Source organism: Trinickia camelliae, assembly GCF_053525655.1.
In genome coordinates this window covers 17,409-41,965 of record NZ_JBCHAA010000025.1, presented here as the reverse complement: position 1 = coordinate 41,965, position 24,557 = coordinate 17,409, and the positions used below count along the sequence as shown (strand labels likewise).

The 24,557-nt window shown below is 63.3% G+C and carries 24 protein-coding genes and 1 tRNA gene; 12 read left to right on the top strand and 13 right to left on the bottom strand.

What is annotated here, in order from left to right; all coding sequences use genetic code 11:
* The first annotated feature begins 30 nt into the window (after window positions 1-30).
* Together AAHK20_RS30900 and AAHK20_RS30895 are read left to right on the top strand one after the other, a co-directional pair.
* A complete protein-coding gene (locus tag AAHK20_RS30900) occupies window positions 31-900 on the top strand; it encodes an ATP-binding protein (RefSeq protein WP_449185311.1) in 870 nt (289 codons plus the stop codon).
* A complete protein-coding gene (locus tag AAHK20_RS30895) occupies window positions 897-1,331 on the top strand; it encodes an NUDIX domain-containing protein (RefSeq protein ID WP_449185310.1) in 435 nt (144 codons plus the stop codon). The genes AAHK20_RS30900 and AAHK20_RS30895 overlap by 4 nt, the downstream gene beginning before the upstream one ends.
* 91 nt (window positions 1,332-1,422) lie before the next feature.
* Here the strand turns inward: AAHK20_RS30895 and yacG are convergent, their stop codons facing one another.
* The 9 genes from yacG to AAHK20_RS30850 all read right to left on the bottom strand — a co-directional run bounded on the left by yacG (window position 1,423) and on the right by AAHK20_RS30850 (window position 9,265).
* Window positions 1,423-1,614, bottom strand: a complete 192-nt coding sequence (yacG, locus tag AAHK20_RS30890) for a DNA gyrase inhibitor YacG (protein WP_137333902.1) — start codon at window positions 1,612-1,614, stop codon at window positions 1,423-1,425.
* Between the two features lie 22 nt (window positions 1,615-1,636).
* Entirely contained in the window at window positions 1,637-2,392 is a 756-nt protein-coding gene (gene zapD / locus AAHK20_RS30885; protein ID WP_449185309.1) for a cell division protein ZapD, read from the bottom strand.
* Window positions 2,393-2,559: 167 nt separating this feature from the next.
* Window positions 2,560-3,171, bottom strand: coding sequence for a dephospho-CoA kinase (gene coaE / locus AAHK20_RS30880; protein WP_449185308.1), 612 nt, complete (start codon window positions 3,169-3,171; stop codon window positions 2,560-2,562).
* A gap of 3 nt (window positions 3,172-3,174) precedes the next feature.
* Complete coding sequence (locus AAHK20_RS30875) at window positions 3,175-4,083, bottom strand: prepilin peptidase (protein ID WP_449185307.1); 909 nt, start codon at window positions 4,081-4,083, stop codon at window positions 3,175-3,177.
* 44 nt (window positions 4,084-4,127) lie between these two features.
* A complete protein-coding gene (locus AAHK20_RS30870) occupies window positions 4,128-5,345 on the bottom strand; it encodes a type II secretion system F family protein (RefSeq protein ID WP_449185306.1) in 1,218 nt (405 codons plus the stop codon).
* Window positions 5,342-6,607: a GspE/PulE family protein gene (locus tag AAHK20_RS30865; protein WP_449185305.1), complete on the bottom strand. Its 1,266-nt coding sequence runs from the start codon at window positions 6,605-6,607 to the stop codon at window positions 5,342-5,344. The genes AAHK20_RS30870 and AAHK20_RS30865 overlap by 4 nt, the downstream gene beginning before the upstream one ends.
* An 83-nt stretch (window positions 6,608-6,690) precedes the next feature.
* On the bottom strand, window positions 6,691-7,995 hold the full coding sequence (locus AAHK20_RS30860; protein ID WP_449185304.1) for an HlyC/CorC family transporter: 1,305 nt from the start codon (window positions 7,993-7,995) through the stop codon (window positions 6,691-6,693).
* Between the two features lie 170 nt (window positions 7,996-8,165).
* Window positions 8,166-8,242 (bottom strand) — tRNA-Pro (locus tag AAHK20_RS30855).
* 30 nt (window positions 8,243-8,272) lie between these two features.
* The gene (locus tag AAHK20_RS30850) at window positions 8,273-9,265 is read right to left on the bottom strand and encodes a polyprenyl synthetase family protein (protein ID WP_449185303.1); all 993 of its coding nucleotides are present in this window, start codon (window positions 9,263-9,265) and stop codon (window positions 8,273-8,275) included.
* 220 nt (window positions 9,266-9,485) lie between these two features.
* Here AAHK20_RS30850 and rplU point away from each other — a divergent pair, with 220 nt between their 5' ends.
* The 4 genes from rplU (at window position 9,486) to proB (ending at window position 12,577) form a co-directional block, all read left to right on the top strand.
* Window positions 9,486-9,797, top strand: a complete 312-nt coding sequence (rplU, locus tag AAHK20_RS30845; RefSeq protein WP_004194344.1) for a 50S ribosomal protein L21 — start codon at window positions 9,486-9,488, stop codon at window positions 9,795-9,797.
* Between the two features lie 24 nt (window positions 9,798-9,821).
* Window positions 9,822-10,085 (top strand): 50S ribosomal protein L27, encoded by a 264-nt coding sequence (gene rpmA / locus AAHK20_RS30840; protein WP_449185302.1) that lies wholly within the window; start codon window positions 9,822-9,824, stop codon window positions 10,083-10,085.
* 177 nt (window positions 10,086-10,262) lie between these two features.
* Window positions 10,263-11,378, top strand: a complete 1,116-nt coding sequence (gene cgtA / locus AAHK20_RS30835; RefSeq protein ID WP_449185301.1) for an Obg family GTPase CgtA — start codon at window positions 10,263-10,265, stop codon at window positions 11,376-11,378.
* 80 nt (window positions 11,379-11,458) lie between these two features.
* Window positions 11,459-12,577 carry a glutamate 5-kinase gene (proB, locus tag AAHK20_RS30830; protein ID WP_449185300.1) on the top strand — a complete coding sequence of 373 codons (1,119 nt, stop codon included), beginning with the start codon at window positions 11,459-11,461 and terminating at the stop codon, window positions 12,575-12,577.
* A gap of 81 nt (window positions 12,578-12,658) precedes the next feature.
* On the opposite strand, the gene AAHK20_RS30825 is transcribed toward proB, so the two are convergent.
* Both AAHK20_RS30825 and AAHK20_RS30820 read right to left on the bottom strand, forming a co-directional pair.
* On the bottom strand, window positions 12,659-13,210 hold the full coding sequence (locus AAHK20_RS30825) for a CNP1-like family protein (RefSeq protein ID WP_449185299.1): 552 nt from the start codon (window positions 13,208-13,210) through the stop codon (window positions 12,659-12,661).
* 93 nt (window positions 13,211-13,303) lie between these two features.
* The gene (locus AAHK20_RS30820; RefSeq protein ID WP_449185298.1) at window positions 13,304-14,002 is read right to left on the bottom strand and encodes an RNA pyrophosphohydrolase; all 699 of its coding nucleotides are present in this window, start codon (window positions 14,000-14,002) and stop codon (window positions 13,304-13,306) included.
* Between the two features lie 265 nt (window positions 14,003-14,267).
* On the opposite strand from AAHK20_RS30820, the gene AAHK20_RS30815 reads away from it, so the two are divergent.
* Both AAHK20_RS30815 and AAHK20_RS30810 read left to right on the top strand, forming a co-directional pair.
* Entirely contained in the window at window positions 14,268-16,004 is a 1,737-nt protein-coding gene (locus AAHK20_RS30815) for a proline--tRNA ligase (protein ID WP_449185297.1), read from the top strand.
* A 12-nt stretch (window positions 16,005-16,016) separates the two neighbouring features.
* Window positions 16,017-16,619, top strand: a complete 603-nt coding sequence (locus tag AAHK20_RS30810) for a MarC family protein (RefSeq protein WP_449185296.1) — start codon at window positions 16,017-16,019, stop codon at window positions 16,617-16,619.
* Window positions 16,620-16,735: 116 nt separating this feature from the next.
* Here the strand turns inward: AAHK20_RS30810 and AAHK20_RS30805 are convergent, their stop codons facing one another.
* On the bottom strand, window positions 16,736-17,287 hold the full coding sequence (locus AAHK20_RS30805; RefSeq protein WP_449185295.1) for a hypoxanthine-guanine phosphoribosyltransferase: 552 nt from the start codon (window positions 17,285-17,287) through the stop codon (window positions 16,736-16,738).
* A gap of 156 nt (window positions 17,288-17,443) precedes the next feature.
* The gene (gene ffh / locus AAHK20_RS30800) at window positions 17,444-18,811 is read right to left on the bottom strand and encodes a signal recognition particle protein (RefSeq protein WP_449185294.1); all 1,368 of its coding nucleotides are present in this window, start codon (window positions 18,809-18,811) and stop codon (window positions 17,444-17,446) included.
* A gap of 87 nt (window positions 18,812-18,898) precedes the next feature.
* Here ffh and AAHK20_RS30795 point away from each other — a divergent pair, with 87 nt between their 5' ends.
* From AAHK20_RS30795 to AAHK20_RS30780, 4 genes are all read left to right on the top strand, one after another.
* Window positions 18,899-19,822 carry a cytochrome C assembly family protein gene (locus AAHK20_RS30795; protein ID WP_449185293.1) on the top strand — a complete coding sequence of 308 codons (924 nt, stop codon included), beginning with the start codon at window positions 18,899-18,901 and terminating at the stop codon, window positions 19,820-19,822.
* A gap of 16 nt (window positions 19,823-19,838) precedes the next feature.
* Complete coding sequence (locus AAHK20_RS30790) at window positions 19,839-20,162, top strand: PP0621 family protein (RefSeq protein ID WP_449185292.1); 324 nt, start codon at window positions 19,839-19,841, stop codon at window positions 20,160-20,162.
* Window positions 20,159-20,743, top strand: coding sequence for a 1,6-anhydro-N-acetylmuramyl-L-alanine amidase AmpD (gene ampD / locus AAHK20_RS30785; RefSeq protein ID WP_449185291.1), 585 nt, complete (start codon window positions 20,159-20,161; stop codon window positions 20,741-20,743). The genes AAHK20_RS30790 and ampD overlap by 4 nt, the downstream gene beginning before the upstream one ends.
* A gap of 508 nt (window positions 20,744-21,251) precedes the next feature.
* Window positions 21,252-24,260: a ribonucleoside-diphosphate reductase subunit alpha gene (locus AAHK20_RS30780; RefSeq protein ID WP_449185290.1), complete on the top strand. Its 3,009-nt coding sequence runs from the start codon at window positions 21,252-21,254 to the stop codon at window positions 24,258-24,260.
* Window positions 24,261-24,557 lie beyond the last annotated feature (297 nt).

Below are 24,557 nucleotides of genomic sequence, written 5' to 3'. Positions count from 1 at the left end.
CTGGGCCTGTGCCCTCGAACGCATGTCACCATGGATAAACTCGAACATTTCCTGACTCGCGCCGAAGCACTGCTCGGACGCCTCGAAGCGATGCTGCCGCCGGCGGCGCCGCAAATCGACTGGTCGGCGGCGGTCGCCTTCCGCTGGCGCAAGCGTCAAGGGCGCGGCTACCTTCAGCCGGTGCCCGCCATATCGGACATCACGCTCGACGACCTGCAAAACATCGATCGCCAGAAAGCGCTGATCGAACAGAACACGCGCCAGTTCGTGCACAAGCAGCCGGCGAACAACGTGCTGCTGACGGGCGCGCGCGGCACGGGCAAATCGTCGCTGATCAAGGCCTGCCTGAACGCCTACGCGGCCGACGGCCTGCGCCTGATCGAAGTCGACAAGGACGATCTGCACGATCTCGGCGACATCGTCGATCTCATTTCGCAGCGCCCCGAGCGCTTCATCGTGTTCTGCGATGACCTCTCGTTCGAGGAAGGCGAATCGGGCTACAAGGCGCTGAAAGTGGCGCTCGACGGCTCGGTCGCCGCGCAGTCGGACAACGTGTTGATCTATGCCACGTCGAACCGCCGCCATCTACTCCCCGAGTACATGAGCGACAACGAGACATACAAGCACATGCCCGATGGCGAGATTCATCCGGGCGAAGTCGTCGAAGAGAAGATCTCGCTGTCGGAGCGCTTCGGCCTGTGGGTCAGCTTCTATCCGTTCAAGCAGGACGACTATCTGGGAATCGTTGCGCACTGGCTGCAGCATTTCGGCTGCGATGCTGCCGAGGTCGAACGCGCGCGCGGCGATGCGCTCGTCTGGGCGCTGGAGCGCGGATCGCGCTCGGGCCGTGTCGCATGGCAGTTCGCGCGCGACTGGTCGGGCCGGAAGGCGCAGGCATGACGACGGGCGACGTGAAGACTCAGGACGGCGCAGCGGCGCCGTCGCGTCCCGTGACCGAGGTCGCCGTCGGCGTGCTCGTGCAGCCGGACGGCCGGTACTTGCTCGCGCAGCGCCCGGCTGGCAAACCCTACGAAGGTTATTGGGAGTTTCCGGGCGGCAAGCTCGAGCCGGGCGAAACGGTCGAAGCGGCGCTCGAGCGCGAATTGCACGAGGAGCTGGGTATCGTCGTCACCGAGTGCCACCTTTGGCATACGCTCGAGCACGACTATCCGCATGCGTACGTCCGCCTTTACTTCTGCAAAGTGACGGGTTGGACCGGTGAGCCGCACGGCCGCGAAGGGCAGGCATTCAGCTGGGAACGGCTGCCGGTGGCCGTCGAGCCGCTGCTTCCGGCAGCGATTCCGGTTCTGGATCTGCTGGCCGCCGATTGAGGCGGCTGGCTGGTTTCGCTTCGTAAGGCAAGACGCTGGCGGCGCAGCGCCGTCAGCCCGACGAAGAGAGCGTTCTCTTCTTACAGTTGAACTAGTTGAGGTCGCCGCGCGAGGTATCGTCGGAAGGCGGTTCTTCGTCGGTGCCGCCGATCTTGTACTTCTCGTTGGCCCAGGCGCCAAGATCGATTTGTTTGCAGCGCTCGGAGCAGAACGGGCGAAAGCGGTTTTCCGGAACCCAGCGGACAGGTTTGCCGCAAGTCGGGCATTTCACAACAGTGGTCATACGTTCAGGCGTTTTGTAGCGGTTACAGGCTGCAGAGCGTGAGCTGGAACGGCACGTCGACATCGACTGCACGCGGCCGCAAGTTTCCGTCCTGCACGGTGAAGCGAACCCAGAGCATGTACTTGTTGGCGCTCGCTTCGGGGATCATCCGCAGTTCCGGCGACACGCGTACCTGCATCAATTGATAAGTCCGGCCGGACAACATTTGCTGATAGCTGCCTTGCATCGCCATCACTTTCGATGCCTGGCCTGACTCGCGTGCGAGACGCAGCACGATCATGGCCGCGTCGCGCAGCGGCAGCAGCGGCATGATCCACTTGGCGATGTCTTCGCGGCGTTGATCAGGATGCAGTTGTTGCCACGCGTAGTACGACGGCAAATCGAATTTGCAGGTGCCGCCCGGAATGATTGCACGGCTCCGGATGCTCGCGAGCCATTCGTTGTCGGCCAGATGTTGGCCGGTTTTACCTTGCATTTGCGCAAGGCTTGCAAGCGTCTGCTCGATTTCGCCGAGCACCGCTTCGAGTGCGTTTTGTTCGATACCGGGATTGCCGCGGAAGGGCGCAAGCGTTTGGCGCTGGCGTTCGAGTTCCTTCATCAGATCCGATTTCAGATCCGCACGGCCCGTGACTTCCGCGATTTCGAACAGCGTCGTAAGCGCGACGTGATGTTCCCTCGCGTCGTCTTGAGTCAGGAAGAACGTAAAGCGCTCGAACAAATCTTCGAGGCGCAGCAGCGTGCGGATTCGTTCGTTGAACGGATACTCGTAAAGGATCAAGCGCGCTCGCCCCTGGTGTTGTCGATGAAGGAATTGCAGGACATTCTAATGCCGCAGGACTACCCCCGCAATCACACACTTTTTTGTCATCTTGCCGGCAGATGTTGAATCTGGCGCGACTGTTCAGAACATTTATCGGCGTATGCGGGCGTTGTCTTTAGACGATGCTAAGCGGAGGGCGTTCCGGCCAGCGCGAGGTATTCGTGATGCAAGCGTGCCACGCGTGCTGTGAGTTCTTCGAGCGGCGCGGCTTCGTTGACGATCACGTCGTTGGCGGCGGCTAGGCGCGCCTCTCGCGTGGCCTGTTTGTCGATGATGGCCAGCACCTGTTCGCGCGTGAAGGCGTTGCGGCGCATGACGCGCTCGATTTGCGTATCGACGCTGCAATCGACGGTCAGCACGCGGTCGACCCGCGCTTTCCACGTGCCTGATTCGACAAGCAGCGGCACGACGATGATGAGATACGGTCCCGTTGCCGCGTTGCGCTCGCGCTCGGTTTCAGCGCGAATCAGCGGATGAGTAATCGCTTCGAGACGCGCTTTCGCCGTGTTGTCGCTGAAAATCAGCGCGCGCATTTTGGCGCGGTCGAGCGCTCCATCGGTTGTCACGAACTCTGCGCCGAACTCCTTCGTGATCAGCGCCATCGCGGCGCCGTTCGGCGCGGTGATGCGGTGCGCGATGAGATCCGTGTCGACGATCGGCACGCCGTGCGCTGCGAACAGGTCGGCGACCGTTGTCTTGCCGCTGCCGATGCCGCCAGTCAGTCCCACAGCAAACATGGCTCAGCCTCCGAACGCATGATAGAGCGGGGTGCCGAGAAAAAGCGTCACGGCGCCCCCTGCAGCAAGGAACGGACCGAACGGCAGCGGCTCCTCGAAGCGCATGCGGCCGGTCAAAGTCGCCGCGATCCCGACGATGGCGCCCGTCACGGCCGCGATCAACACGACTTGCGGCAACGCAGTCCAGCCTAGCCACGCCCCGATCGCAGCGAGCAGCTTGAAGTCTCCGTAGCCCATGCCCTCCACGCCGCGCACGAGCCTGAACAGCCAGTAGACGCACCACAGAAAGAGGTAGCCCGCGATCGCGCCGACGACCCCGGCGCGCAAGCTCACAAAGGTATCGCAGAAGTTCACGATGAGTCCGGCCCACAAGAGCGGCAGAGTCATCGAATCGGGCAGCAGTCGGGTGTCGATATCGATCGCGCTCATTGCGAGAAGCATGGCGCAGAGGCCGAACGCGGCGAGCGCCGCGAACGACGGCCCGAACGACCACAGCGCGAGCGCAGCGAGCGCAGCACTCGCGAGTTCGATCAGCGGGTAGCGGACGCTGACTGAGGTCTTGCATTGCGAACAGCGTCCTCGCAGCAACAGGTAGCTGATAACAGGGATGTTTTCCCACGCACTCAACACGTGGCCGCAATGCGGGCACGCGCTGCGCGGCACGCACAGGTTGTAGCGCGCGGGCAGGCCGTCGTCCGCGGGCGGAACACCCGTCGTGTCGCTGACTTCCGTGCGCCAAGCGCGTTCGAGCATGATTGGCAGACGGTGCGCGACGACGTTCAGAAAGCTGCCGATCACGAGGCCCAGCGCGATGGCGAAGGCGAACTGCACGCCGGTCGGCAACGCGCCGAAGGCGGCGCTCAAGCCGGCCGCATGGCGGGCGAGCGGATCGCTTAGAGAGAGATCGTACACAGGCTGAGTACCAGTCGAAACTTACGGTTGGATTGGGCTGGATGCTACACCACGTTGCCGAGCTGAATGATGGGGAGATAGAGCGCGACCACCAGCCCCCCAACCAACGCACCGAGAACGATGACGATGAGCGGCTCGCACAGGCTTGCCAGCAGTCCGATCTTTTCGTCTACCTGACGGTCGGCGAGCGTGGCGACGTCGAGGAGCATCGCATCGAGCGCACCCGATTCCTCGGCGACGGCGATCGGCTGCACGACCTGCTGCGGAAAACAGTGCGACGCGCGCATGGCCGCCGCGAGCCGCTCGCCGCGTCGCAGCCGCGCCGCGATATCGACGGTCGCGAGATCGAAGACCGTATTGCCGGTGGCGTGCGTGAGCGAGTCGAACGCATCGGCCAGCGGCGTGCCGGCCGTGAGGAGCGTGCCGAGGGCCCGGCTCCAGCGGGCGGCGGCGAGCGTGGCAAGTACGGGTCCGACAATCGGGAGCCGAAGCGTCAAGCGATCGAACGAGGCGCGGACGGTTTCGGAGCGACGCAGCCCGTTGGCGACGACAAAACCGGTCGTGACGATGACGGCGAGCGCAGGCCCGGACCATCGCGCCGCGGCATCGGAGAGCGCGAGCACGAGCAGGGTTGGCGCGGGAAGCTGGGCGCCGAAGCCGTCGAAAATCTGCTTGAAAGTCGGCACGACCCACACGAGGAGCGCGGCGGTGATGGCGAGGGCGAGTAGCAGCACCGCGACGGGATACGTCAGCGCGGCGCGCACTTTCGCGCGCTGGACGGCGGCGCGTTCGCGGTCGTCGGCGATGCGCGCGAGCACCGCCGCGAGTGCGCCGGAGGTTTCGCCCACCGCGACAAGCTGGCAATAGAGCGCGTCGAATTGTTTGGCGTAGTGCGAGAGGGCCCCGGAAAAGCTCGCACCGGCGGCGATCTGCCGGGCGAGGTCGCCGACGATCCGCGGCATGCCGCTGCGGCTCGGTGTTTGCGCGATCAGTTCGAGCGACGGCGCGAGTGGCAGACCCGCTCGAAGCAGGCTCGCCAATTGCCGGGTGAAAGACGTCACTTCGCTGGCTTTTGCTTTCGGCCGGGTAGCCTTGCCGCGTGCTTCGATTTCAAGCACCACAATTTGATCGCGCTTGAGCATCACGCGAGCGCTTGCAGCGTCTGGGGCGATGATCGTCCCGCGCTTGCGGGTGCCGTCGGTTTGGACTCCGCTCCAGAAAAAGCGAAGCTCGGATGTCGCGTGCGGAGCAGGTGCGCTCATGCTGCCTCCGTCGCGCTAAACGCTTCGGCGAGGCTCGTCGTGCCGTCGCGCACACGCGCGAGCGCTGCCTCGCGCAGCGTCAGTACCCCATCGTCCCGTGCTTGCCTTGCAACTTCGTGCGCGCTCGCGCCGGCAACGATCAATTCGCGCATCGCGTCGGATACCGGCATCACCTGATGCACGCCGACCCTCCCGCGATACCCGATGCCGTGGCACGCGACACAGCCATTGGCGCTGAACGGCGTCCAGCCGCTACTTAGGTCGTCGCCGGTAAAGCCAGCCGCACGCAGCGCTGCCGGCGATTCCGGCGCCGGTATCCGGCAATGTGCGCACAAGCGCCGCACCAGCCGCTGCGCGGTCACGATCCGCAATGCAGCCGCAAGGTTGTAAGGCGCGACGCCGATATCGATCAGCCGCGTGATCGCGGCTGGCGCGTCGTTCGTGTGGAGCGTCGAGAGCACAAGGTGGCCTGTCTGCGCGGCCTTGAGTGCGACGTCGGCGGTTTCCTCGTCGCGGATCTCGCCGACCATGATGACGTCCGGGTCTTGCCGCAAAAACGCTCTCAGCGCGACGGCAAACGTGAGCCCGGCTTTTTCGCGCACGCTGACCTGGTTGATGCCCGCGAGTTGGATCTCGGCGGGATCTTCGACCGAGCACACGTTGCGCGATTCGGCGTTGAGCATTTGCAGAAAGCAGTACAGCGACAAGGTCTTGCCACTGCCGGTCGGGCCGGTTACGAGCATGAGGCCGTGCGGCGCCCGGATTGCCGCGTCGACGATCGCGGCTTGCCGCGCATCGAGGCCGAGCGAATCAAGCGAGAGGTCCGGAGGGAGTCCATCGAGACGGCGCAGCACGAGCTTTTCGCCAAAGAGTGTCGGCAGCGAGTTGACGCGATAGTCCTCGACCTTGCCCGGTGTCACTGCGAGCCTCAAGCGTCCGTCTTGCGGCACTCTGCGCTCGGCGATGTCGAGCCTCGCAAGCACTTTGATCCGCGTGACAAACGCATCGCGCAAATGGGCAGGCGGTCGCGCGATTTCATGCAGCACGCCGTCGATTCGCAAGCGGACGCGCCAGCCGCGTTCGGCCGGCTCGATGTGGAGGTCCGACGCATTGCGCTGCGACGCGTCTTGCAGGATCTCTGCCAGGAGCCGAACGGCAGGCGTGTCGCCGGCCTCGTTTAGTTGAGACGATGACTCGGGCGGCTCCGACGTAGTGAAGGTAGCCGGCGTGGCTCGCAAAACGGAGCCGAGGTTCGATGACATGGGATGCCGGCAATGCGCCGCCTGTAGAACACGATGAGACCATCATCGCGCGGGCGGGATTGGGCCGGCAGTCGGCCGAACGGCTAGTCGAGTGCGGACTTCGCGGTCTTAGCCGAGTTCGCGACACCCGGCTTGAAGATCTTGACGGTGCGAACCGCTTGATCGTCGCTGCGCAGCACTTCGAGTCGAACACCGCTGACCTGCAAGCAGACGTCTCCTTCCGGAATTTCTTCGAGCGCTTCGAGAATCAAGCCGTTCAGCGTCTTCGGCCCGTCGGTGGGCAGGGTCAAATGCAGCCAGCGGTTCAGCTCGCGCAACGGCATGCTGCCCGCGACGATGCATTCGCCGTCCTCGTTCCAGCCGCTTCGCGAACTGGCGCTGCGCGGAATCGACGTCGTGAATTCGCCGATCAGCTCCTCGATGATGTCTTCGGGCGTGACGAGCCCTTGCAGTTCGCCATATTCGTTGACGACGAGCGCCGTACGGTGCCGGCTTTCCTGGAAATACTGGAGCTGCTGGAACACGGGCGTGCCAGAGGGCACGAAATACGGCTCGGCAAGCAGTTCGCGCAGCGTTTCGCGCTCGAGCTCCTGGTTATGCAGTGCGGCCAGTGTCTTGCGCACATGGAGCACGCCGAGCACGCGGTCGATATCGCCCTGATAGACGATCAGCTTGTTGTGATAGCAGGTTTCGAGCTGGTGGAGGATGTCTTCGAACGGCGCGTCGAAATCGAGCGCTTCGATCCGGCGGCGCGGAATCATCACGTCGTCGACGGATATGTTCTCGAGGTCGAACAGATTCAACAGGATGCTGCGGTGCTTGGTCGGCATGAAGCTGCCGGACTCGAGCACGATCGTGCGCAGCTCCTCGGTGGACAGACGCTGGTCGCGCCCGCCCTTTGTATTGATGTGCAGCACGCTCAGAATCGCGTTCGCGAACAGGTTGACGAACCAGACGATCGGGCGCAGCACGCGTATTAATGGCGCGATGATCAGGCTCGCCGGCAGCGCGATTTTTTCCGGGTAGGTCGCGCCGACGATCTTCGGCGTGATTTCCGCAAACACGATGATCAGGAACGCGACGATACCGGTCGCGATCGACAGCACGAGGTTGTCGTGCCCGAACGTATGTATCGCAATCGACGTTGTCAGGACCGGGATGATCGTGTTGAACAGGTTATTGCCGATCAGGATCACGCCGAGCAATTGGTCGGTGCGCGACAGCAGGCTTTGCGTCGTTTTTGCGCCGAGCGTGCCTTTGGTCGTCAGGTACTTCAGGCGATGGCGGTTGAGCGCCATCATCGCCGTCTCGGAGATCGAGAAGAAACTGGAGCAGAAAAGCAGCAGGAAGACGGCGCAAACCTGCGCCCATAACGGGAATTGTTCCACGCGGTGTCGAGGAAAAGGGGGATGGCGAGAATATAGCAGAGCAGCGCGACGCGCCGAATCGGCCAAAAGGCTAGTGCGGACGGCTACGCTGCAGGGCCTTCGTGGCCGGGCAAAGCCGCGACGGCTGGACGAAAAAAAACCGCGCATCACGTGCGCGGTTTTTCAAAATCTGGTCGGGGTGAGAGGATTCGAACCTCCGGCCTCTACGTCCCGAACGTAGCGCTCTACCAGGCTAAGCTACACCCCGATTTGGACTCCGGCGACCATTTAGTCTCGATTAAGACTGCCTCGTCGTCGAGTAAGAACATAATTCTAGCAGGCTTTCTTTGTAAATGGAATCAGGAAACGAAGAAATCGCGGCTGCGGCTGCCTGCGCTTCCTGACGGGCGCACTGGAGCGTGTGATCGAGCGCGCCCGAACGCGTAATCGCTTCGAAAATCGTTTCGAAACGATCCGTGCCGCCGTGCTCAATGGCTTCGCGCGCCAACGCCGATTGCTCAGGCGTGCCGCGCTCGATCAGGTAAATGAGCGGCAGCGTGGGTTTGCCTTCGCGCAGATCGTCGCCGGCGTTCTTGCCCATCGATTCCGGTGTGCCGGTGTAGTCGAGCCAGTCGTCCATGATCTGGAACGCGGTGCCAATCCGGCGGCCGAATTCCGCAGCCGCTGCTTCGATCGTGGCGTCGGCGCCCGAAAGCACCGCGCCGAGCTGGGCGGCGGCCTCGAACAGCTTGGCTGTCTTGTAGCGGATCACCTGCATGTAGCGCGCTTCGTCGACGTCGGCATCGTGCATGTTCAGCAATTGCAGCACTTCGCCTTCGGAAATGATGTTGGTCGCCTCTGCAAGGATCTCCATCACGCGCATCTTGCCGACGCCCACCATCATCTGAAACGAGCGCGAATATAGGAAGTCGCCGACCAGCACGCTCGCCGCATTGCCGAACAACGCGTTGGCTGTCTGACGGCCGCGGCGCAGGTCCGATTCATCGACGACATCGTCATGCAAAAGCGTCGCGGTATGGATGAACTCGACGACGGCGGCCAATTCATGCCGATGACTGGTCGTGTCGCCGAGTGCTCGGGCGACCAACAGCAACAGCGCAGGGCGCAGTCGTTTGCCGCCGGCGCCGATGATGTATTCCGAGATCTGGTTGATCAGCATCACCTCGGAGGCCAAACGGTGCCGGATCACGCGGTTCACTTGCTCCATGTCTTGGGCGATCGGAGCGAGCAGGGTGGCGGCGCTGGGGGGGGAGGTGGCGGTCGACGACATGATGAAAAATATGGGTAGTGCCGCGGATTATAAGGCGAATCGGCGGTGCGCCGTGAGTTGGCGGGCGGCGCGAGAGGGTATCCTCGGCCAATTGGCCGGGCTTTGGCGCTTGCCGTCGGGCGATCGATGGAGGTTTTGACCGCGGAGCTAACTCTATGTATAATCACGGGTTTCCGCGCGCGGTGCGTCGGAAAGAAATGAACACAGAGTGAGGTTCTCAATGTACGCGGTCATAAAAACCGGCGGCAAGCAGTATAAGGTTGCTGTTGGCGAAAAACTTAAAGTAGAACAGATACCGGCAGACATTGACGCTGAAATCACGCTCGACCAGGTTCTCGCAGTAGGCGAAGGCGAATCGATTCAGTTCGGTACGCCGCTGGTGAGTGGGGCTTCCGTCAAGGCTACCGTTGTCTCCCACGGTCGTCACGCCAAAGTGACCATCTTCAAGATGCGTCGCCGGAAGCACTACCAAAAGCACGGCGGCCACCGCCAGAACTACACCGAACTGCGCATCGACGCGATCAACGCGTAAGCGCACCGGTCAAGGAGCAATCAGATGGCACACAAAAAAGCAGGCGGGTCTTCCCGCAACGGCCGCGATTCCGAGTCGAAGCGCCTCGGCGTCAAGGTCTACGGCGGCCAAGCGATCAACGCGGGCGGCATCATCGTGCGTCAACGCGGCACGCGTATGCACCCGGGCGACAACGTCGGTATCGGCAAGGATCACACGCTGTTCGCGCTGACTGACGGCCACGTCAAGTTCACGACGAAAGGCGCTGACAAGAAGCACCTGGTCAACGTGATTCCGGCTGCAGTCTGAGCTTAATCAGACTCGGCGGAACCGACCGGAAGAAAGGCCCCGCGTAGTTGGCGGGGCCTTTTTTATTGGCGTATCTGCGCGTATTGACTGTTATTGGCCGTTTGGCCGATTGGTCAACGCTCGCGGGGCGCGGCAAAATAGCGACTACAGAGCATCAAACACGGGACGGAGCAACGCATGAAGTTCATTGACGAAGCGAGAATTGAAGTCATCGCCGGCGACGGAGGCGATGGCAGCGCGTCGATGCGCCGCGAGAAGTTCGTCCCGTTCGGCGGTCCGGACGGCGGCGACGGCGGCCGTGGCGGCAGCGTCAACGCGGTCGCCGACCGCAACATCAACACGCTGATCGACTATCGGTACGCGAAGAAACACCAGGCGCGCAACGGCGAAAACGGGCGCGGCTCGGATTGCTACGGCAAGGGCGGCGACGATATCACGCTGCGCATGCCGGTCGGCACCGTGATTACCGATATGGACACCGGTGAGTTGATCGCCGATCTGACCGAGCACGATCAGCAGGTTCAGGTCGCGAAAGGCGGCGCGGGCGGCCTCGGCAACCTGCATTTCAAGTCGAGCACGAATCGCGCGCCGCGTCAGAAGACTGAAGGCAAGCCTGGCGAGCGTCGTATGCTGCGCCTCGAATTGAAGGTGCTGGCTGATGTGGGCCTCCTTGGCATGCCGAATGCGGGCAAGTCGACGTTTATTTCGTCGGTGTCGAACGCGAAGCCGAAGATCGCCGACTACCCGTTCACGACGCTTGCGCCGAATCTCGGCGTCGTGCGCGTCGGCCCGAGCAAGAGCTTCGTCATCGCGGATATTCCCGGGCTGATCGAAGGCGCCGCGGAAGGGGCCGGCCTCGGCCACCAGTTCCTGCGCCATCTGCAGCGCACCGGCGTGCTGTTGCATCTCGTAGACCTCGCGCCTTTCGATGAGGACGTCGATCCGGTGGCGGAAGCGAAGGCGATCGTCAACGAACTGCGCAAGTACGACGAAGCGCTGTACGAAAAACCGCGCTGGCTCGTGCTGAATAAGCTCGACATGGTGCCCGAAGACGAGCGCGAAGCGCGTGTCGCCGATTTCGTCAAGCGATTCGAGTGGGACGGTCCGGTGTTCGAGATTTCAGCGCTGACCGGCCAGGGCTGCGAGAACCTTTGCTACGCGGTGTACGACTACCTCACCGCACACTCGGACGCACACCGTGCGGCTCACGAGGAAGATCTTGCCGCCGACGTTCGCTTTCGCGATGAGGCACAGCCGGGCACGGCAGCCGATACCGCCGCGCCGCAGGACTAACCTCGACTCATCCGTCATTTGCCTGCCGCGTCGAGCGGCGGGCTATCGCGCCATCAAGGCATCCATGGAGACCGCGCACGATGCGTTCTGTCATCGCCGATTCGAAACGCTTGGTAGTGAAAGTAGGGTCCAGTCTCGTGACGAACGACGGACGCGGGCTCGATCACGCGGCTATCGGCCGCTGGGCCGAGCAGATCGCGCAATTGCGCGCGCAAGGCAAGGAAGTGGTGCTCGTTAGTTCGGGGGCCATTGCTGAAGGGATGCAGCGCCTCGGCTGGACCAAGCGTCCGCGTGAAATCGACGAGTTGCAGGCCGCCGCCGCCGTTGGCCAGATGGGCCTCGCGCAAGTGTACGAAAGCCGGTTCGCCGAGCACTCGATCCGCACCGCGCAAATTCTACTGACGCACGCGGATCTTGCCGACCGCGAACGCTATCTGAATGCGCGCTCGACGCTGTTGACGCTGCTGCGTCTCGGCGTCGTGCCGATCATCAACGAGAACGACACCGTCGTCACCGATGAAATCAAGTTTGGCGACAACGACACGCTCGGCGCGCTCGTTGCCAACTTGATCGAAGGCGACGCGCTGATCATTTTGACCGACCAGCGTGGCCTGTACACCGCTGATCCCCGCAAGGACCCGAGTGCAACGCTCGTCGAGCAGGCGGATGCGGGCTCGCCGGAGTTGGAGGCGATGGCGGGCGGCGCGGGATCGAGCATCGGCCGCGGCGGGATGCTGACGAAGATCCTCGCTGCGAAGCGTGCCGCGCATAGCGGGGCCGACACCGTGATCGCAAGCGGGCGCGAACCCGAAGTGCTCGCCCGGTTGGCCGCCGGCGAGGCGATCGGCACGCAATTGATTGCGCGAACGGCGCGCATGGCCGCCCGCAAGCAATGGATGGCCGATCATCTGCAGGTGCGCGGGCACGTCGTGATCGACGACGGCGCGGTCGAGAAGCTCACCGTAGGCGGCAAGAGCCTGTTGCCGATCGGTGTCGTGGATGTGCAGGGCGCGTTTGCGCGCGGCGAAGTGATCGCGTGCTTGAACGCCGCGGGTCGCGAAGTCGCACGTGGGCTCACGAACTACAGCAGCGCCGAGGCGAAGCTGATACAGCGCAAGCCGAGCGCCGAGATCGAATCGATCCTCGGCTATATGCTCGAGCCCGAGCTGATCCATCGCGACAATCTCGTGCTGATTTGAACGAAGCACCCGCGGCCGACGCAAAAAAGCCCGCTGATCGACAGCGGGCTTTTTTATGGCCGCGCGGGAGCGTGCCGCGCGTCAGCGGATCGCGCTCGCGGCGGTGCGCCTCAAGCGGATGTTATTGACGATCGTCTTTGCCGAACCGGTCGGCATCTTGTTCGCGCAGAAGTAGTCCTGATAGAGCGACGCCTGGTACGCATTCAGGTTGCCGTTCTCGATGCGCTGCCACGGGTTCGCCACGGTGTTGTCCCAGCCATCGTGATCCGCGTTGAGTCCGGCGTATTGGCGCCACTCGTAGGTGTCGCAGCGAATACCCTCGTAGTTGACGTTGCGAGCACCGGCCGGGCTCGTCACCACCACCGTATAGCGCACGACGCCGTCCGAGCCCACCGTCAGCGATTTCTGGTCGACCGAGAATTGCAGAGGCGTGTTCTGCGAGACGTCGAACGGCAGCAGATCGCCCTCTTGCGGCAGCGGCGGTAAGGTGTCGACCTTGTTTTCGACCCAGTTCCCCTTGCGGTCCAGCAGGTAGGTGAAGGCGCTGTCGTCCTTGTTGCTGGGTGTACTCGAGCAGGCCGCCAGGAGGGCGCCGGCGGCTGCGCATGCCGCGGCGAGAGCAATCGCTTTCAATATGACTTCCTCGAAAAAACGGGCGCGATACCGTGTGACCGGCTCAGCGCCCGCGGTTGCGGCATAGGCGTGGAAAACGCCGCCGCGTGTCGATTAGCCGCGCAGAATGCGCGTTTGCTCGTCGGAAGGATCGGTGGACAGGCAATCCGAGCCGTCTTCCGAGCCTATCGAGTTGACCGTGCCGTCAGATTCCACAGTCTCGATCGTCGCTTCGATCGTCACCTGCGTGATCGTCCCCATCGCGGACGCCGTTACCGACGCCGCGACGCGCGGATACCGTTGCCCGTGATGGCCGCGCGGTTTTTCCGCGCGCGGCGCCGGACGGCGCAGGAACCGCGACAACTCTGTCAACGCCAACTGATACACATCTCTCTTGAACTCGATCACCGCGTCGAGCGGTACCCAGTACTCGTTCCAGCGCCAAGCGTCGAACTCCGGATGATCGGTTGCGCGCAAGCAAATGTCGCAATCGCGTCCGACCATCCGCAGCAGAAACCAGATCTGCTTCTGGCCGCGGTAATGACCGCGTACTTCACGCTTGATGAACTTGTCCGGCACCTCATAACGCAACCAATCGCGCGTGCGACCGATGATCTTGACGTGCTCCGGAAGCAAGCCGGTTTCTTCGTGTAACTCCCGATACATCGCTTGCATGGGGGTCTCACCGTACTTGATGCCCCCTTGCGGAAATTGCCAGGAATGTTCACGCAGCCGCTTACCCCAAAACACCTCGTTGTGCGCGTTCAAGAGGATGATGCCGACGTTCGGGCGAAAGCCTTCACGATCCAGCATACAACCACCTTCGAATCCTTTAAAATTGCTTTGATTATAAACAGATAACGGGTCTTACGCACCGCCATGCACCAGGAAGGGCCGATTTGCAGCAAGGTGCGTGCCGCGAAGTGACTTAAGATTTGTCTGGCGATCCGGCGAGCACGGTGCCGCTGCACGTTGCCTTATATGGCCCGTAAAACCGCTGCGACCCTATCACCTATACTCATACGTTCTACTTCTTTCGGGCGGCTCGCTCAGGGCCGCCGTTTTTGGAAAATTCTGAATGAAAGCCTCCCGTTTCTTTATCGGCACCCTGAAGGAAGCTCCCGCCGACGCTGAGATCGTCAGCCACAAATTGATGGTGCGCGCGGGGATGATCCGTCGCGTCGCCGGTGGCATCTACAACTATCTGCCGATCGGGCTGCGCTCGATTCGCAAGGTGGAAGCGATCGTGCGCGAAGAAATGAACCGGGCGGGCGGGCTCGAACTGCTGATGCCGGCCGTGCAGCCGGCTGAGCTGTGGCAGGAGTCGGGGCGCTGGGTGCAGTACGGCCCCGAGTTGCTGCGCTTGAAAGACCGCAAGCAGAACGACTTCGTGATCGGGCCGACGCACGAAGAAGTCGTCACCGATATCGCGCGCAACCAGATCAAGAGCTACCGGCAGATGCCGGTCAACTTCTACCAAATTCAAACGAAGTTCCGCGACGAGATCCGTCCGCGTTTCGGCGTGATGCGCGGCCGCGAGTTCACGATGAAGGACGCCTACTCGTTCGACAAGGACATGGCGGGCCTTCAAGAGTCGTATCGCAAGATGTACGAAGCGTACGTGCGCATCTTCACGCGCATTGGCCTCGAATTCCGCGCGGTGGCGGCCGATAACGGCTCGATCGGCGGCAGCGGCTCGCACGAGTTCCACGTGATCGCCGAGACGGGCGAGGATTCGATCGCGTATTGCCCGACGTCGGACTTTGCGGCGAACGTCGAAGCAGCCGACGCGCTGCCGTTGATCGCCGAGCGTGCCGCGCCGCAAGAAGCGCTGACGAAGACGTCGACGCCCGGCAAGGCGAAGTGCGAGGCCGTCGCCGAGCTTTTGAACATCCCGCTCGAGCGGACGATCAAGTCGATCGTGCTCGCGACCGAAAACGAAGGCGCCGAGCCGACCATTTGGCTCTTGATGCTGCGCGGCGATCACGACCTGAACGAGATCAAGGCGAGCAAGCTGCCGGGTCTCGCCGGCTATCGTTTTGCGACGGAGCAGGAAATCATCGACTGGTTCGGCACGCCGCCGGGCTACCTCGGGCCGCTCAACACGAAGAAGCCGGTCAAGGTGATCGCCGACAGCACGGTCGCGAAAATGAGCGACTTCGTCGTCGGCTCGAACGAGGTCGACTTCCATACCACCGGTGTGAACTGGGGGCGCGATTTGCCGGAGCCGGTCGTGGCCGACATCCGCAACGTGCGCCGCGGCGATCCGTCGCCGGACGGCAAGGGCACGCTCGAGATCTGCCGCGGCATCGAAGTCGGGCACGTGTTCCAGCTCGGCGCGAAGTATTCGGAGGCGATGAACGCGACGTTCCTCGACGAAAACGGCAAACCGCAGCCGATGATCATGGGCTGCTACGGCATCGGTATCACGCGCATTCTGGGCGCGGCGATCGAACAGAATTTCGACGAGCGCGGCATCATCTGGCCGGAAGCGATCGCGCCGTTCGAAGTCGTGCTGTGCCCGATGGGCTACGACCGCAGCGATGCGGTGCGCGAACAGGCCGACAAGCTTTACGCGCAACTGGTCGAGGCAGGCATCGACGTGATTCTCGACGACCGCGGCGAGCGCCCAGGCGTGATGTTTGCCGACTGGGAGCTGATCGGCGTGCCGCACCGGCTCGTGATCGGCGATCGCGGCCTCAAGGAAGGCAAGATCGAATACCAGGGCCGCCGCGACGTCGAACCGACGCTGCTGTCGGTAGGCGAAGCCGCCGTGACGGTGGCCGAGAAAGTTCGCGCCGCGCTCGCCCGCTAACCGGGTGGCGCGTTGGAGTACAACTTTCTATCGGCAACGGTTCTGCTGCTCCTGATCACCGATCCGCTCGGCAACATTCCGCTCTTCATCTCCGCGCTGAAGAACGTGCCGAAGGATCGTCGGGTCAAGGTGATCCTGCGGGAAGTGGCGATCGCGTTCGTGATCCTGCTGATCTTCATGGTGATCGGCGATCGCTTCCTGCGGATGATGCATCTGACCGATCTGTCGTTGCGCATCGGCGGCGGCATCGTGCTGTTCCTGATCGCGCTGCGGATGGTCTTCCCGCATCCCGACGGCGCGTTCGGCAACGATCCGCGCGCGGGCGGCGAACCGTTTATCGTGCCGCTCGCGATTCCCGCGCTGGCGGGCCCGTCTGCACTCGCGACGGTGATGCTGCTGACTTCGCAGTCCCCGGGGCAGGTGCCCGAGTGGATCAGCGCGCTGACCGTGACGATGATCGTGTGCGCGATCGTGCTGGTGCTCGCGCAGCGGATTCAGCAGTGGCTCGGCGAGCGTACCGTGATGGCGTTCGAGCGGTTGATGGGGCTGGTGCTGGTCGCGATTTCGGTCGAGATGATCTTGGGCGGGATTCGGGTGTTCGTGCATCAGCTCTAGACGCGGGCACCGAGTTCACGTGCAGCTGGCGTTGAAACAAAAAAGCGGCCGTCGGGCCGCTTTTTTATTGAGCTGAACTGCCGCGACATCGCGTGGCAGCCAGTGGTGCCGGTGCGTCAGGCGCCGTCGGTCAGCGCGCGGATCGTCGGTAGGTTGCGCCAGTAGCCCTTCGCGTCCATGCCGCAGCCGAACACGTAACGGTCGGGCACTTCGAAGCCGCAGAAGTCGGGACGCAGCGGCTTGTCCTTCTGGATCAGCTTCTCGCACAGCACGGCGGACAGGAAGCGCTTCGCGCCCATCGCCAGAATACGGTCGCGGATAGCCGCCATCGTTTCGCCTTCGTCGAGGATGTCGTCGAGCACGAGCACGACGCGATCCTTCACCGACTCGGCCGGCGCGACGCGCCATTGCATGTCGCTGCCGCCCTTCGTGGTGTTGCGGTAGCGGGTCAGGTGGATGTAGTCGAATTCGAGCGGGAAGTCGAGGTGCGGCAGCAGCATGCCTGTGAACACCGCCGCGCCGCCCATCACCGACAGCACGAGCGGGAAGTCCTCGCTCATTTCGGTGCGGATGGCCTGCGCCATCGTCCCGATCGACGCGTCGACCTCGGCGGCCGATACGATCTCTTCGGAGTGGCGGAAAATGTGGAGAGCTTCTTCGCGATTCATGACGTCTGACGGACGGTGACTGTATACATTAGTGTGGGAGAGAACGGCGGCGCACGCTACAGCATAAACCCGTGCGCTCCGTCGTCCTTGATGGCGGCCAAAAGACAGCGCTGTGTTAGACCGTGAGCCGTCTTGCAGCCGCTTCGAACGGACCGATCAGCGCATGCCCGGCAGCATGCCCTTCATGCCGCGCATCATCTTCTGCAGGTTGCCGCCCTTGAGCTTCTTCATCATGGTGCGCATCTGCTCGTACTGGTTGAGCATGCGGTTCACTTCTTGCACCTGCACGCCGGCGCCGGCTGCGATGCGGCGCTTGCGGGTCGCCTTGATGAGTTCGGGTTTCGCGCGCTCCTGCGGCGTCATCGAGTTGATGATGCCTTCCATGCGGCGCATCTGCTTTTCGGCCTGGCCCATGTCGGCGCCGGACGCGGCTTGCTGGAACTGCGCGGGGAGTTTATCCATCAGCGACGACAGGCCGCCCATGTTCTTCATCTGCGAAAGCTGCGCGCGGAAATCGTTGAGATCGAAGTCGCCGCCTTTCTTGACCTTGTCGGCGAGCTTCTGGGCGGCTTGGACGTCGACGCCGCGCTGCGCTTCCTCGACGAGCGCGAGGATGTCGCCCATGCCGAGGATCCGGTTCGCCATCCGGTCCGGGTAAAAGATTTCGAGGCCGTCGAGCTTTTCGGCGACGCCGACGAATTTGATCGGCTTGCCGGTCACATGACGCACCGACAGCGCCGCACCGCCGCGCGAATCGCCATCGAGCTTGGTGAGCACGACGCCGGTGAGCGGCAGCGCGTCGTTGAACGCCTTCGCGGTGTTGACGGCGTCCTGGCCGAGCATCGCGTCGACGACGAAGAGCGTTTCCGCCGGCTTCAGCTCCGCGTGCAGCGCGCTGATTTCGTTCATCATCGCTTCGTCGATGCCGAGACGGCCGGCCGTATCGACGAGCAGCACGTCGTGATAATGGCGCTTCGCCCAATCGACCGCGGCGCGCGCGATGTCGACGGGCTTCTGGTCGGGCTCGGACGGGAAGAAATCGGCGCCGACTTGCTCCGTCACCGTCTTCAACTGCGCGATAGCGGCAGGGCGGTAGACGTCGCAGGAAACCGTGAGCACCTTCTTCTTGTACTTCTCGCGCAGCAGTTTCGCGAGCTTGCCGACCGTGGTCGTTTTACCGGCGCCTTGCAGGCCGGCCATCAGGACGATCGCGGGCGGCGTGACGGCAAGATTGAGCTCGACGGCCTTGCCTTCATAGTCGCCGCCGATCACGGCTGTCAGCTCGCGCTGCACGACGCCGACGAGCGCCTGGCCCGGCGAGAGGCTCGCGAGCACTTCTTCGCCGAGCGCCTTTTCCTTCACCTTCGCAATGAATTCGCGCACGACGGGCAGCGCCACGTCGGCTTCGAGGAGCGCGAGACGCACTTCGCGCAGCATCTCCTGCGTGTTCGCCTCGGTAAGCCGGGCTTCGCCGCGCAGCGTCTTGACGACGCGCGCCATCCGTGTGGTGAGATTGTCGAGCATGGGGAGCGATGGACAGTGCGGGCACCTGGCGCGCGGCGAACGATTCAGGAGACGTCGCGGGGAAGGGCCCTAGTGTAAACTTCGAACATGGATATTGTACTGTATGCCCTCACTGCGCTTCTTTACGGCGGCCTTGCCGTGGCGGGTTGGCGCGCCCATCGGCACGTCGGGGCGCAAACGATGCTCTCGAGCGTGCCGCCGGTACCGACGGGCCGGGTGGCGCGCGCGTCGGTGTCGGCGGCGTCGGGCATGAGCCTGCAGGGGCGCTGGCTGCTCTTTGTCGCGCTGCTCGCGCACGGCGTACTGCTGCACACGACGATCTTTCCGCAAAACGCGATGGTGTTCGGCTTCGCGTTCGCGCTCTCCGCTATGTTCTGGCTCGGCGCCGGCATCTACTGGATCGAGAGTTTCTTCTTCCCGCTCGACGGCTTGCGGCTCCTCGTGCTGCCGCTCGCGTGCATCGCGTCGCTGATGCCGCTCGCATTCGGCGGGGTGCGCGTGCTGTCGTATGCGGCGGCGCCGATGTTCAAGCTGCATTTCATCATTGCGAATGTCGCGTACGGGCTCTTCGCGATCGCCGCGCTGCACGCCGTGCTGATGCTGTTCGCCGAGCGCCGCTTGCATGCGATGCGTGGCGCGGCGCAACGCGGCAATGGCGCGAACGGCGGGTGGCTTTCGAGCTGGCTCGATACGCTGCCGCCGCTTCTCACGCTCGAAAAGCTGCTGTTCCGGCTGATCTCGGCCGGCTTCGTGCTGCTCACGCTCACGCTCTTGTCCGGCATTCTATTTAGTGAGCAACTGGTGGACCGCGCGATCAAGCTCGATCACAAGACCGTCTTCGCGATCTTGTCGTGGCTGATGTTCGGCGCGCTGCTCACGGCGCGCAAGGTATCCGGCTGGCGCGGCCGCGCGGCATTGCGCTGGGTGCTTGCGTCGTTCGTTGCGCTGCTCCTGGCTTATGTCGGCAGCCGCTTTGTCTTTGAGGTGCTGCTGCACCGTCCCGTGGTTTGACACGCTGTTTGACCCCATGCGACAAATTCTTCTCCTGATCCTGCTGTTCTTCGCCGGCCAATGGCTCGTGAAGGCGCTGCGGCGCGCGGGCAATGCCGCCGACGCGCCGCGCAACGGCCCGTTCGATGCGAGTGGGCGGCCTGGCGCGAACTCCGGCAACACGGGCGGCGCGCAAACGCAGTCGCAATCGCGGCAGCTCGCCGAGCCGATGGTCCGCTGCGCGACTTGCGGCGTGCACACGCCGCAAAGCGAATCGATCCTCGTAGCGGGGAACCGCTTTTGCTGCGCCGAGCACGCCGAGCGCTACGCGGCGCGTCCGACCGGGCGCACCGCTCGATGAGCGCAGGTTTGACAGTTGGCGCGGACGGCTGGGCGAGCGCGGCGCGCGCACTGCCGTCGCCGAACTTCGAAGCGCGACCCGATGGCGCGGTGCCGACGCTGATCGTGATCCACAACATCAGCCTGCCGCCCGGCGAGTTCGGCGGCAGCGCGATCGCCGATCTCTTCCTGAACCGACTCGACTGCGACGCGCACCCGTACTACGACGCGCATCTGCGCGGCTTGCGCGTGTCGTCGCATTTCGTGATCCGGCGCGACGGCGTGCTCGAGCAGTTCGTCTCGTGCAACGAGCGTGCGTGGCACGCGGGCCTCTCGAACTTCTTCGGCCGCGAACGCTGCAACGACTTTTCGATCGGCGTCGAGCTGGAGGGCAGCGACGACAAGGCGTTCGAAGCGCCGCAATACGAGACGCTGACCGCACTCGTGAAGACGCTCGTCGCTCGCTATCCGATCGACGCGCTCGCCGGCCACTCCGACATCGCACCGGGACGCAAGACCGACCCCGGCCCGCATTTCGACTGGCAGCGCTTCGCCCAAGACACCGCGTTGCCCGCTCGGTACTTTCCCTATCGGCACGGTTGACGCGGTCGCTCCGCAAGCCCGCGCACGTTCATTGCTCAATGCTTAGGCAAGTCGAAGAACGTTGCTGCGCCTTGCTTTCCGGGCGATCCCTTGTCTCGTCTAGGCGTGTGAAAAGTCAAGCGTCCGACGTCAAATAAAGCCTTTTGAGATGGAGCCTAAGTCCACTATACTTGGTGCCAGTCAGACGCACTTGCACAAGATCTTGTGTCTCTGACCCGGCGGCACCCGGCCTCGAAAGCCCGGTGCCGCAAGCATTGCCAGCGTTGCAATCAAAGAAGCGCTGCGACGGGACATTGAATCTCGCGCAGCGCAGTCAAAGAAGAAAAGCGCTATCGGGGAATGGTGATAACCAAGATGAAAGCGATCATCGTCGAATCAACGTTGTCCCGCGCGGCCGTTCTGTGCCGCCGCTTTTCTTCCATCTCTTCGTTCGCGCACGGGGTTGCGCAGCGAGTGTTTTAACCCGCGGGTCTCACCGCACCATCCAACAAGACCAGGAGCTTTGCACATGCAAACGACCGACAACGTGACGAGCCAGCACGAAGGCGCGCCTACCGGCCGCACCCTCGGCGGGCAAGCACAGGGCGCTCAAGCGCTCGCGCCACAGGCCACCTTCGCGGATTACAAGGTGATCCGCCGCAATGGCAGCGTGGTGTCGTTCGAGCCCTCGAAGATCGCGATTGCGGTGACGAAGGCGTTTCTGGCCGTCAACGGCGGGCAGGGCGCCGCGTCCGCACGCGTGCGCGAGCTCGTCGAGCAGCTCACGCAAAGCGTCGTGCGCGCGCTTTTGCGCAGCCGTCCGAACGGCGGCACGTTCCATATCGAAGACATTCAGGACCAGGTCGAACTGGCGCTCATGCGCGGCGGCGAGCACAACGTCGCGCGCGCTTACGTGCTGTATCGCGAGAAGCGCACTCAGGAGCGTCACGCGGAAGAGGAAAGCGCGCCGAGCTCGGGCCTGAACGTCGTCGATAACGGCATCACGCGTCCGCTCGATATGAAGGCCCTCACCGGGCTGATCGAGTCGGCCTGCGCGAACCTCGGCGACGCGGTTTCCGCCGAGCCGATCGTCGCCGAGACGGTCAAGAACCTCTACGACGGCGTGCCGATGAGCCAGGTCTACGACTCGGCCATCCTCGCTGCGCGCACGATGATCGAGAAGGACCCGGCGTACAGCCAGGTCACCGCACGCATTCTGCTGCACACGATCCGCCGCGAGATCCTCGAAGAGGAAGTCACGCAAGGCGAAATGGGCGAGCGCTATGCCGAGTACTTCCCGCAGTTCTTGAAGCGCGGCGTCGAAGCCGGGCTGCTCGACGACAAGCTGCTGCAGTTCGATCTGAAGCGCCTGGGCGCCGCGCTCGACGCGAGCCGCGACCTGCAGTTCGGCTACCTCGGCCTGCAGACGCTCTATGACCGCTACTTCCTGCACGTCGACGGCACCCGTATTGAGATGCCGCAGGCATTCTTTATGCGTGTCGCGATGGGCCTCTCGCTCAACGAGATCGACCGCGAAGCGCGCGCGATCGAGTTCTACACCGTGCTGTCGACGTTCGATTTCATGAGCTCGACGCCGACTCTGTTCAACTCGGGCACGCACCGCTCGCAGCTGTCGTCGTGCTATCTGACGACGGTCGCGGACGACCTCGATGGCATCTACGAAGCACTGAAGGAAAACGCGCTCCTCTCGAAGTTCGCCGGCGGCCTCGGCAACGACTGGACCCGCGTGCGCGCGCTCGGCTCGCACATCAAGGGCACCAACGGCAAGTCGCAAGGCGTCGTGCCGTTCCTGAAGGTGGTCAACGACACGGCCGTCGCCGTGAACCAGGGCGGCAAGCGCAAGGGCGCGGTCTGCGCGTACCTGGAATCGTGGCACCTCGACATCGAGGAATTCCTCGAGCTGCGCAAGAACACCGGTGACGACCGTCGCCGCACGCACGACATGAACACGGCGAACTGGATTCCCGACCTGTTCATGAAGCGCGTGATGGAAGGCGGCGACTGGACGCTGTTCTCGCCGTCGACCTGCCCGGACCTGCACGACAAATTCGGCGCCGAGTTCGAAACCGCTTACACGGCTTACGAAGACAAGGTCGCGCGAGGCGAGATCAAGCTGTTCAAGAAGATTCCGGCGGCGCAGCTGTGGCGCAAGATGCTCGGCATGCTGTTCGAGACCGGCCATCCGTGGATCACGTTCAAGGACCCGTGCAATGTGCGCTCGCCGCAACAGCACGTCGGCGTCGTCCACTCGTCGAACCTGTGCACCGAGATCACGCTGAACACGAGCGACGCCGAAATCGCCGTTTGCAACCTGGGCTCGGTGAACCTGGTCGCGCACATGACGAAGCAGGCCGACGGCAGCTACGCACTCGACCACGAGAAGTTGAAGCGCACGATCAGCGTCGCAATGCGGATGCTCGACAACGTCATCGACATCAACTACTACGCCGTCGCGAAGGCGCGTAACTCGAACCTGAAGCACCGTCCGGTCGGTCTCGGCATCATGGGCTTCCAGGACTGCCTGCACATGCTGCGCACGCCGTATGCATCGGAGGCGGCTGTCGAGTTCGCCGACCGGTCGATGGAAGCGGTCTGCTACTACGCGTACTACGCGTCCACCGAGCTGGCCGAAGAGCGCGGCCGCTACTCGAGCTACCGCGGCTCGCTGTGGGATCGCGGCATCCTCCCGCAAGACTCGCTGAAGCTGCTGGCCGAAGCGCGCGGCGGCTATGTCGAAGTGGATTCGAGCGAGTCGATGGACTGGCCGGCGCTGCGCTTGCGCATCGCCGACTACGGCATGCGCAACTCGAACTGCGTCGCGATCGCGCCGACGGCGACGATCTCGAACATCATCGGCGTGTCCGCTTGTATCGAGCCGACTTTCCAGAACCTCTATGTGAAGTCGAATCTGTCGGGCGAATTCACGGTGGTCAACGACTACCTGGTGCGCGACCTGAAGGCGCGCGGCCTGTGGGACGAGGTGATGGTTGCCGACCTCAAGTACTTCGACGGCACGCTCTCGCGCATCGACCGCATCCCGGCCGATCTGCGCGCGATCTACGCGACGGCGTTCGAAGTCGACGCGACGTGGCTCGTCGAGGCGGCGGCGCGCCGTCAGAAGTGGATCGACCAGGCGCAGTCGCTCAACATCTACATGGCGGGCGCATCGGGCAAGAAGCTCGACGAGGTCTACAAGCTCGCGTGGCTGCGTGGCTTGAAGACGACGTACTACCTGCGCACGATGGCAGCGACGCACGTCGAGAAGTCGACGGTCGCGCACGGCGCGCTGAACGCAGTGCCTTCGTCGGAAGGCGGTGCGGGCGGTGCTGCCGGCGGCTTTGGCGCGGGCGGTGCGATCGGTGGCGCGATGAGCGGCGCGTCGTCGTCGGGCGCCATGAACGCGGCAGCGGCGGCAGGCGCGGCGGTTGCTGCTCAACCGGAGGTGGAAGTGGACGGTCCCGTTTGCATGATGCGTCCGGGCGACCCGGGTTTCGACGAGTGCGAAGCCTGCCAGTAACCGCGTGAGTGCCGTAGCGCACACGCAATGAGACGAGCGGCGCGCAGCATGAAGTTGAAGGGCGCGCCGCTCTTCCCGATCAGTAGTCACACGATGCAAGCGAAGCGACGAAGAAGTCTGTCGCCGATCAAGAAGAAGGTGCAGCGCAGTGCGGATTCTTTGAACTTCGCCGAGCCGTTGAAACCCTAACGATAAAGACTCGGCAACACTGCAAGCGACGTAGCCGGATGGTCATCGAAGCACACACAAGAGGTCTCGAAATCACCTCGCTTCGATACCCGATCGACAATGCGAAGC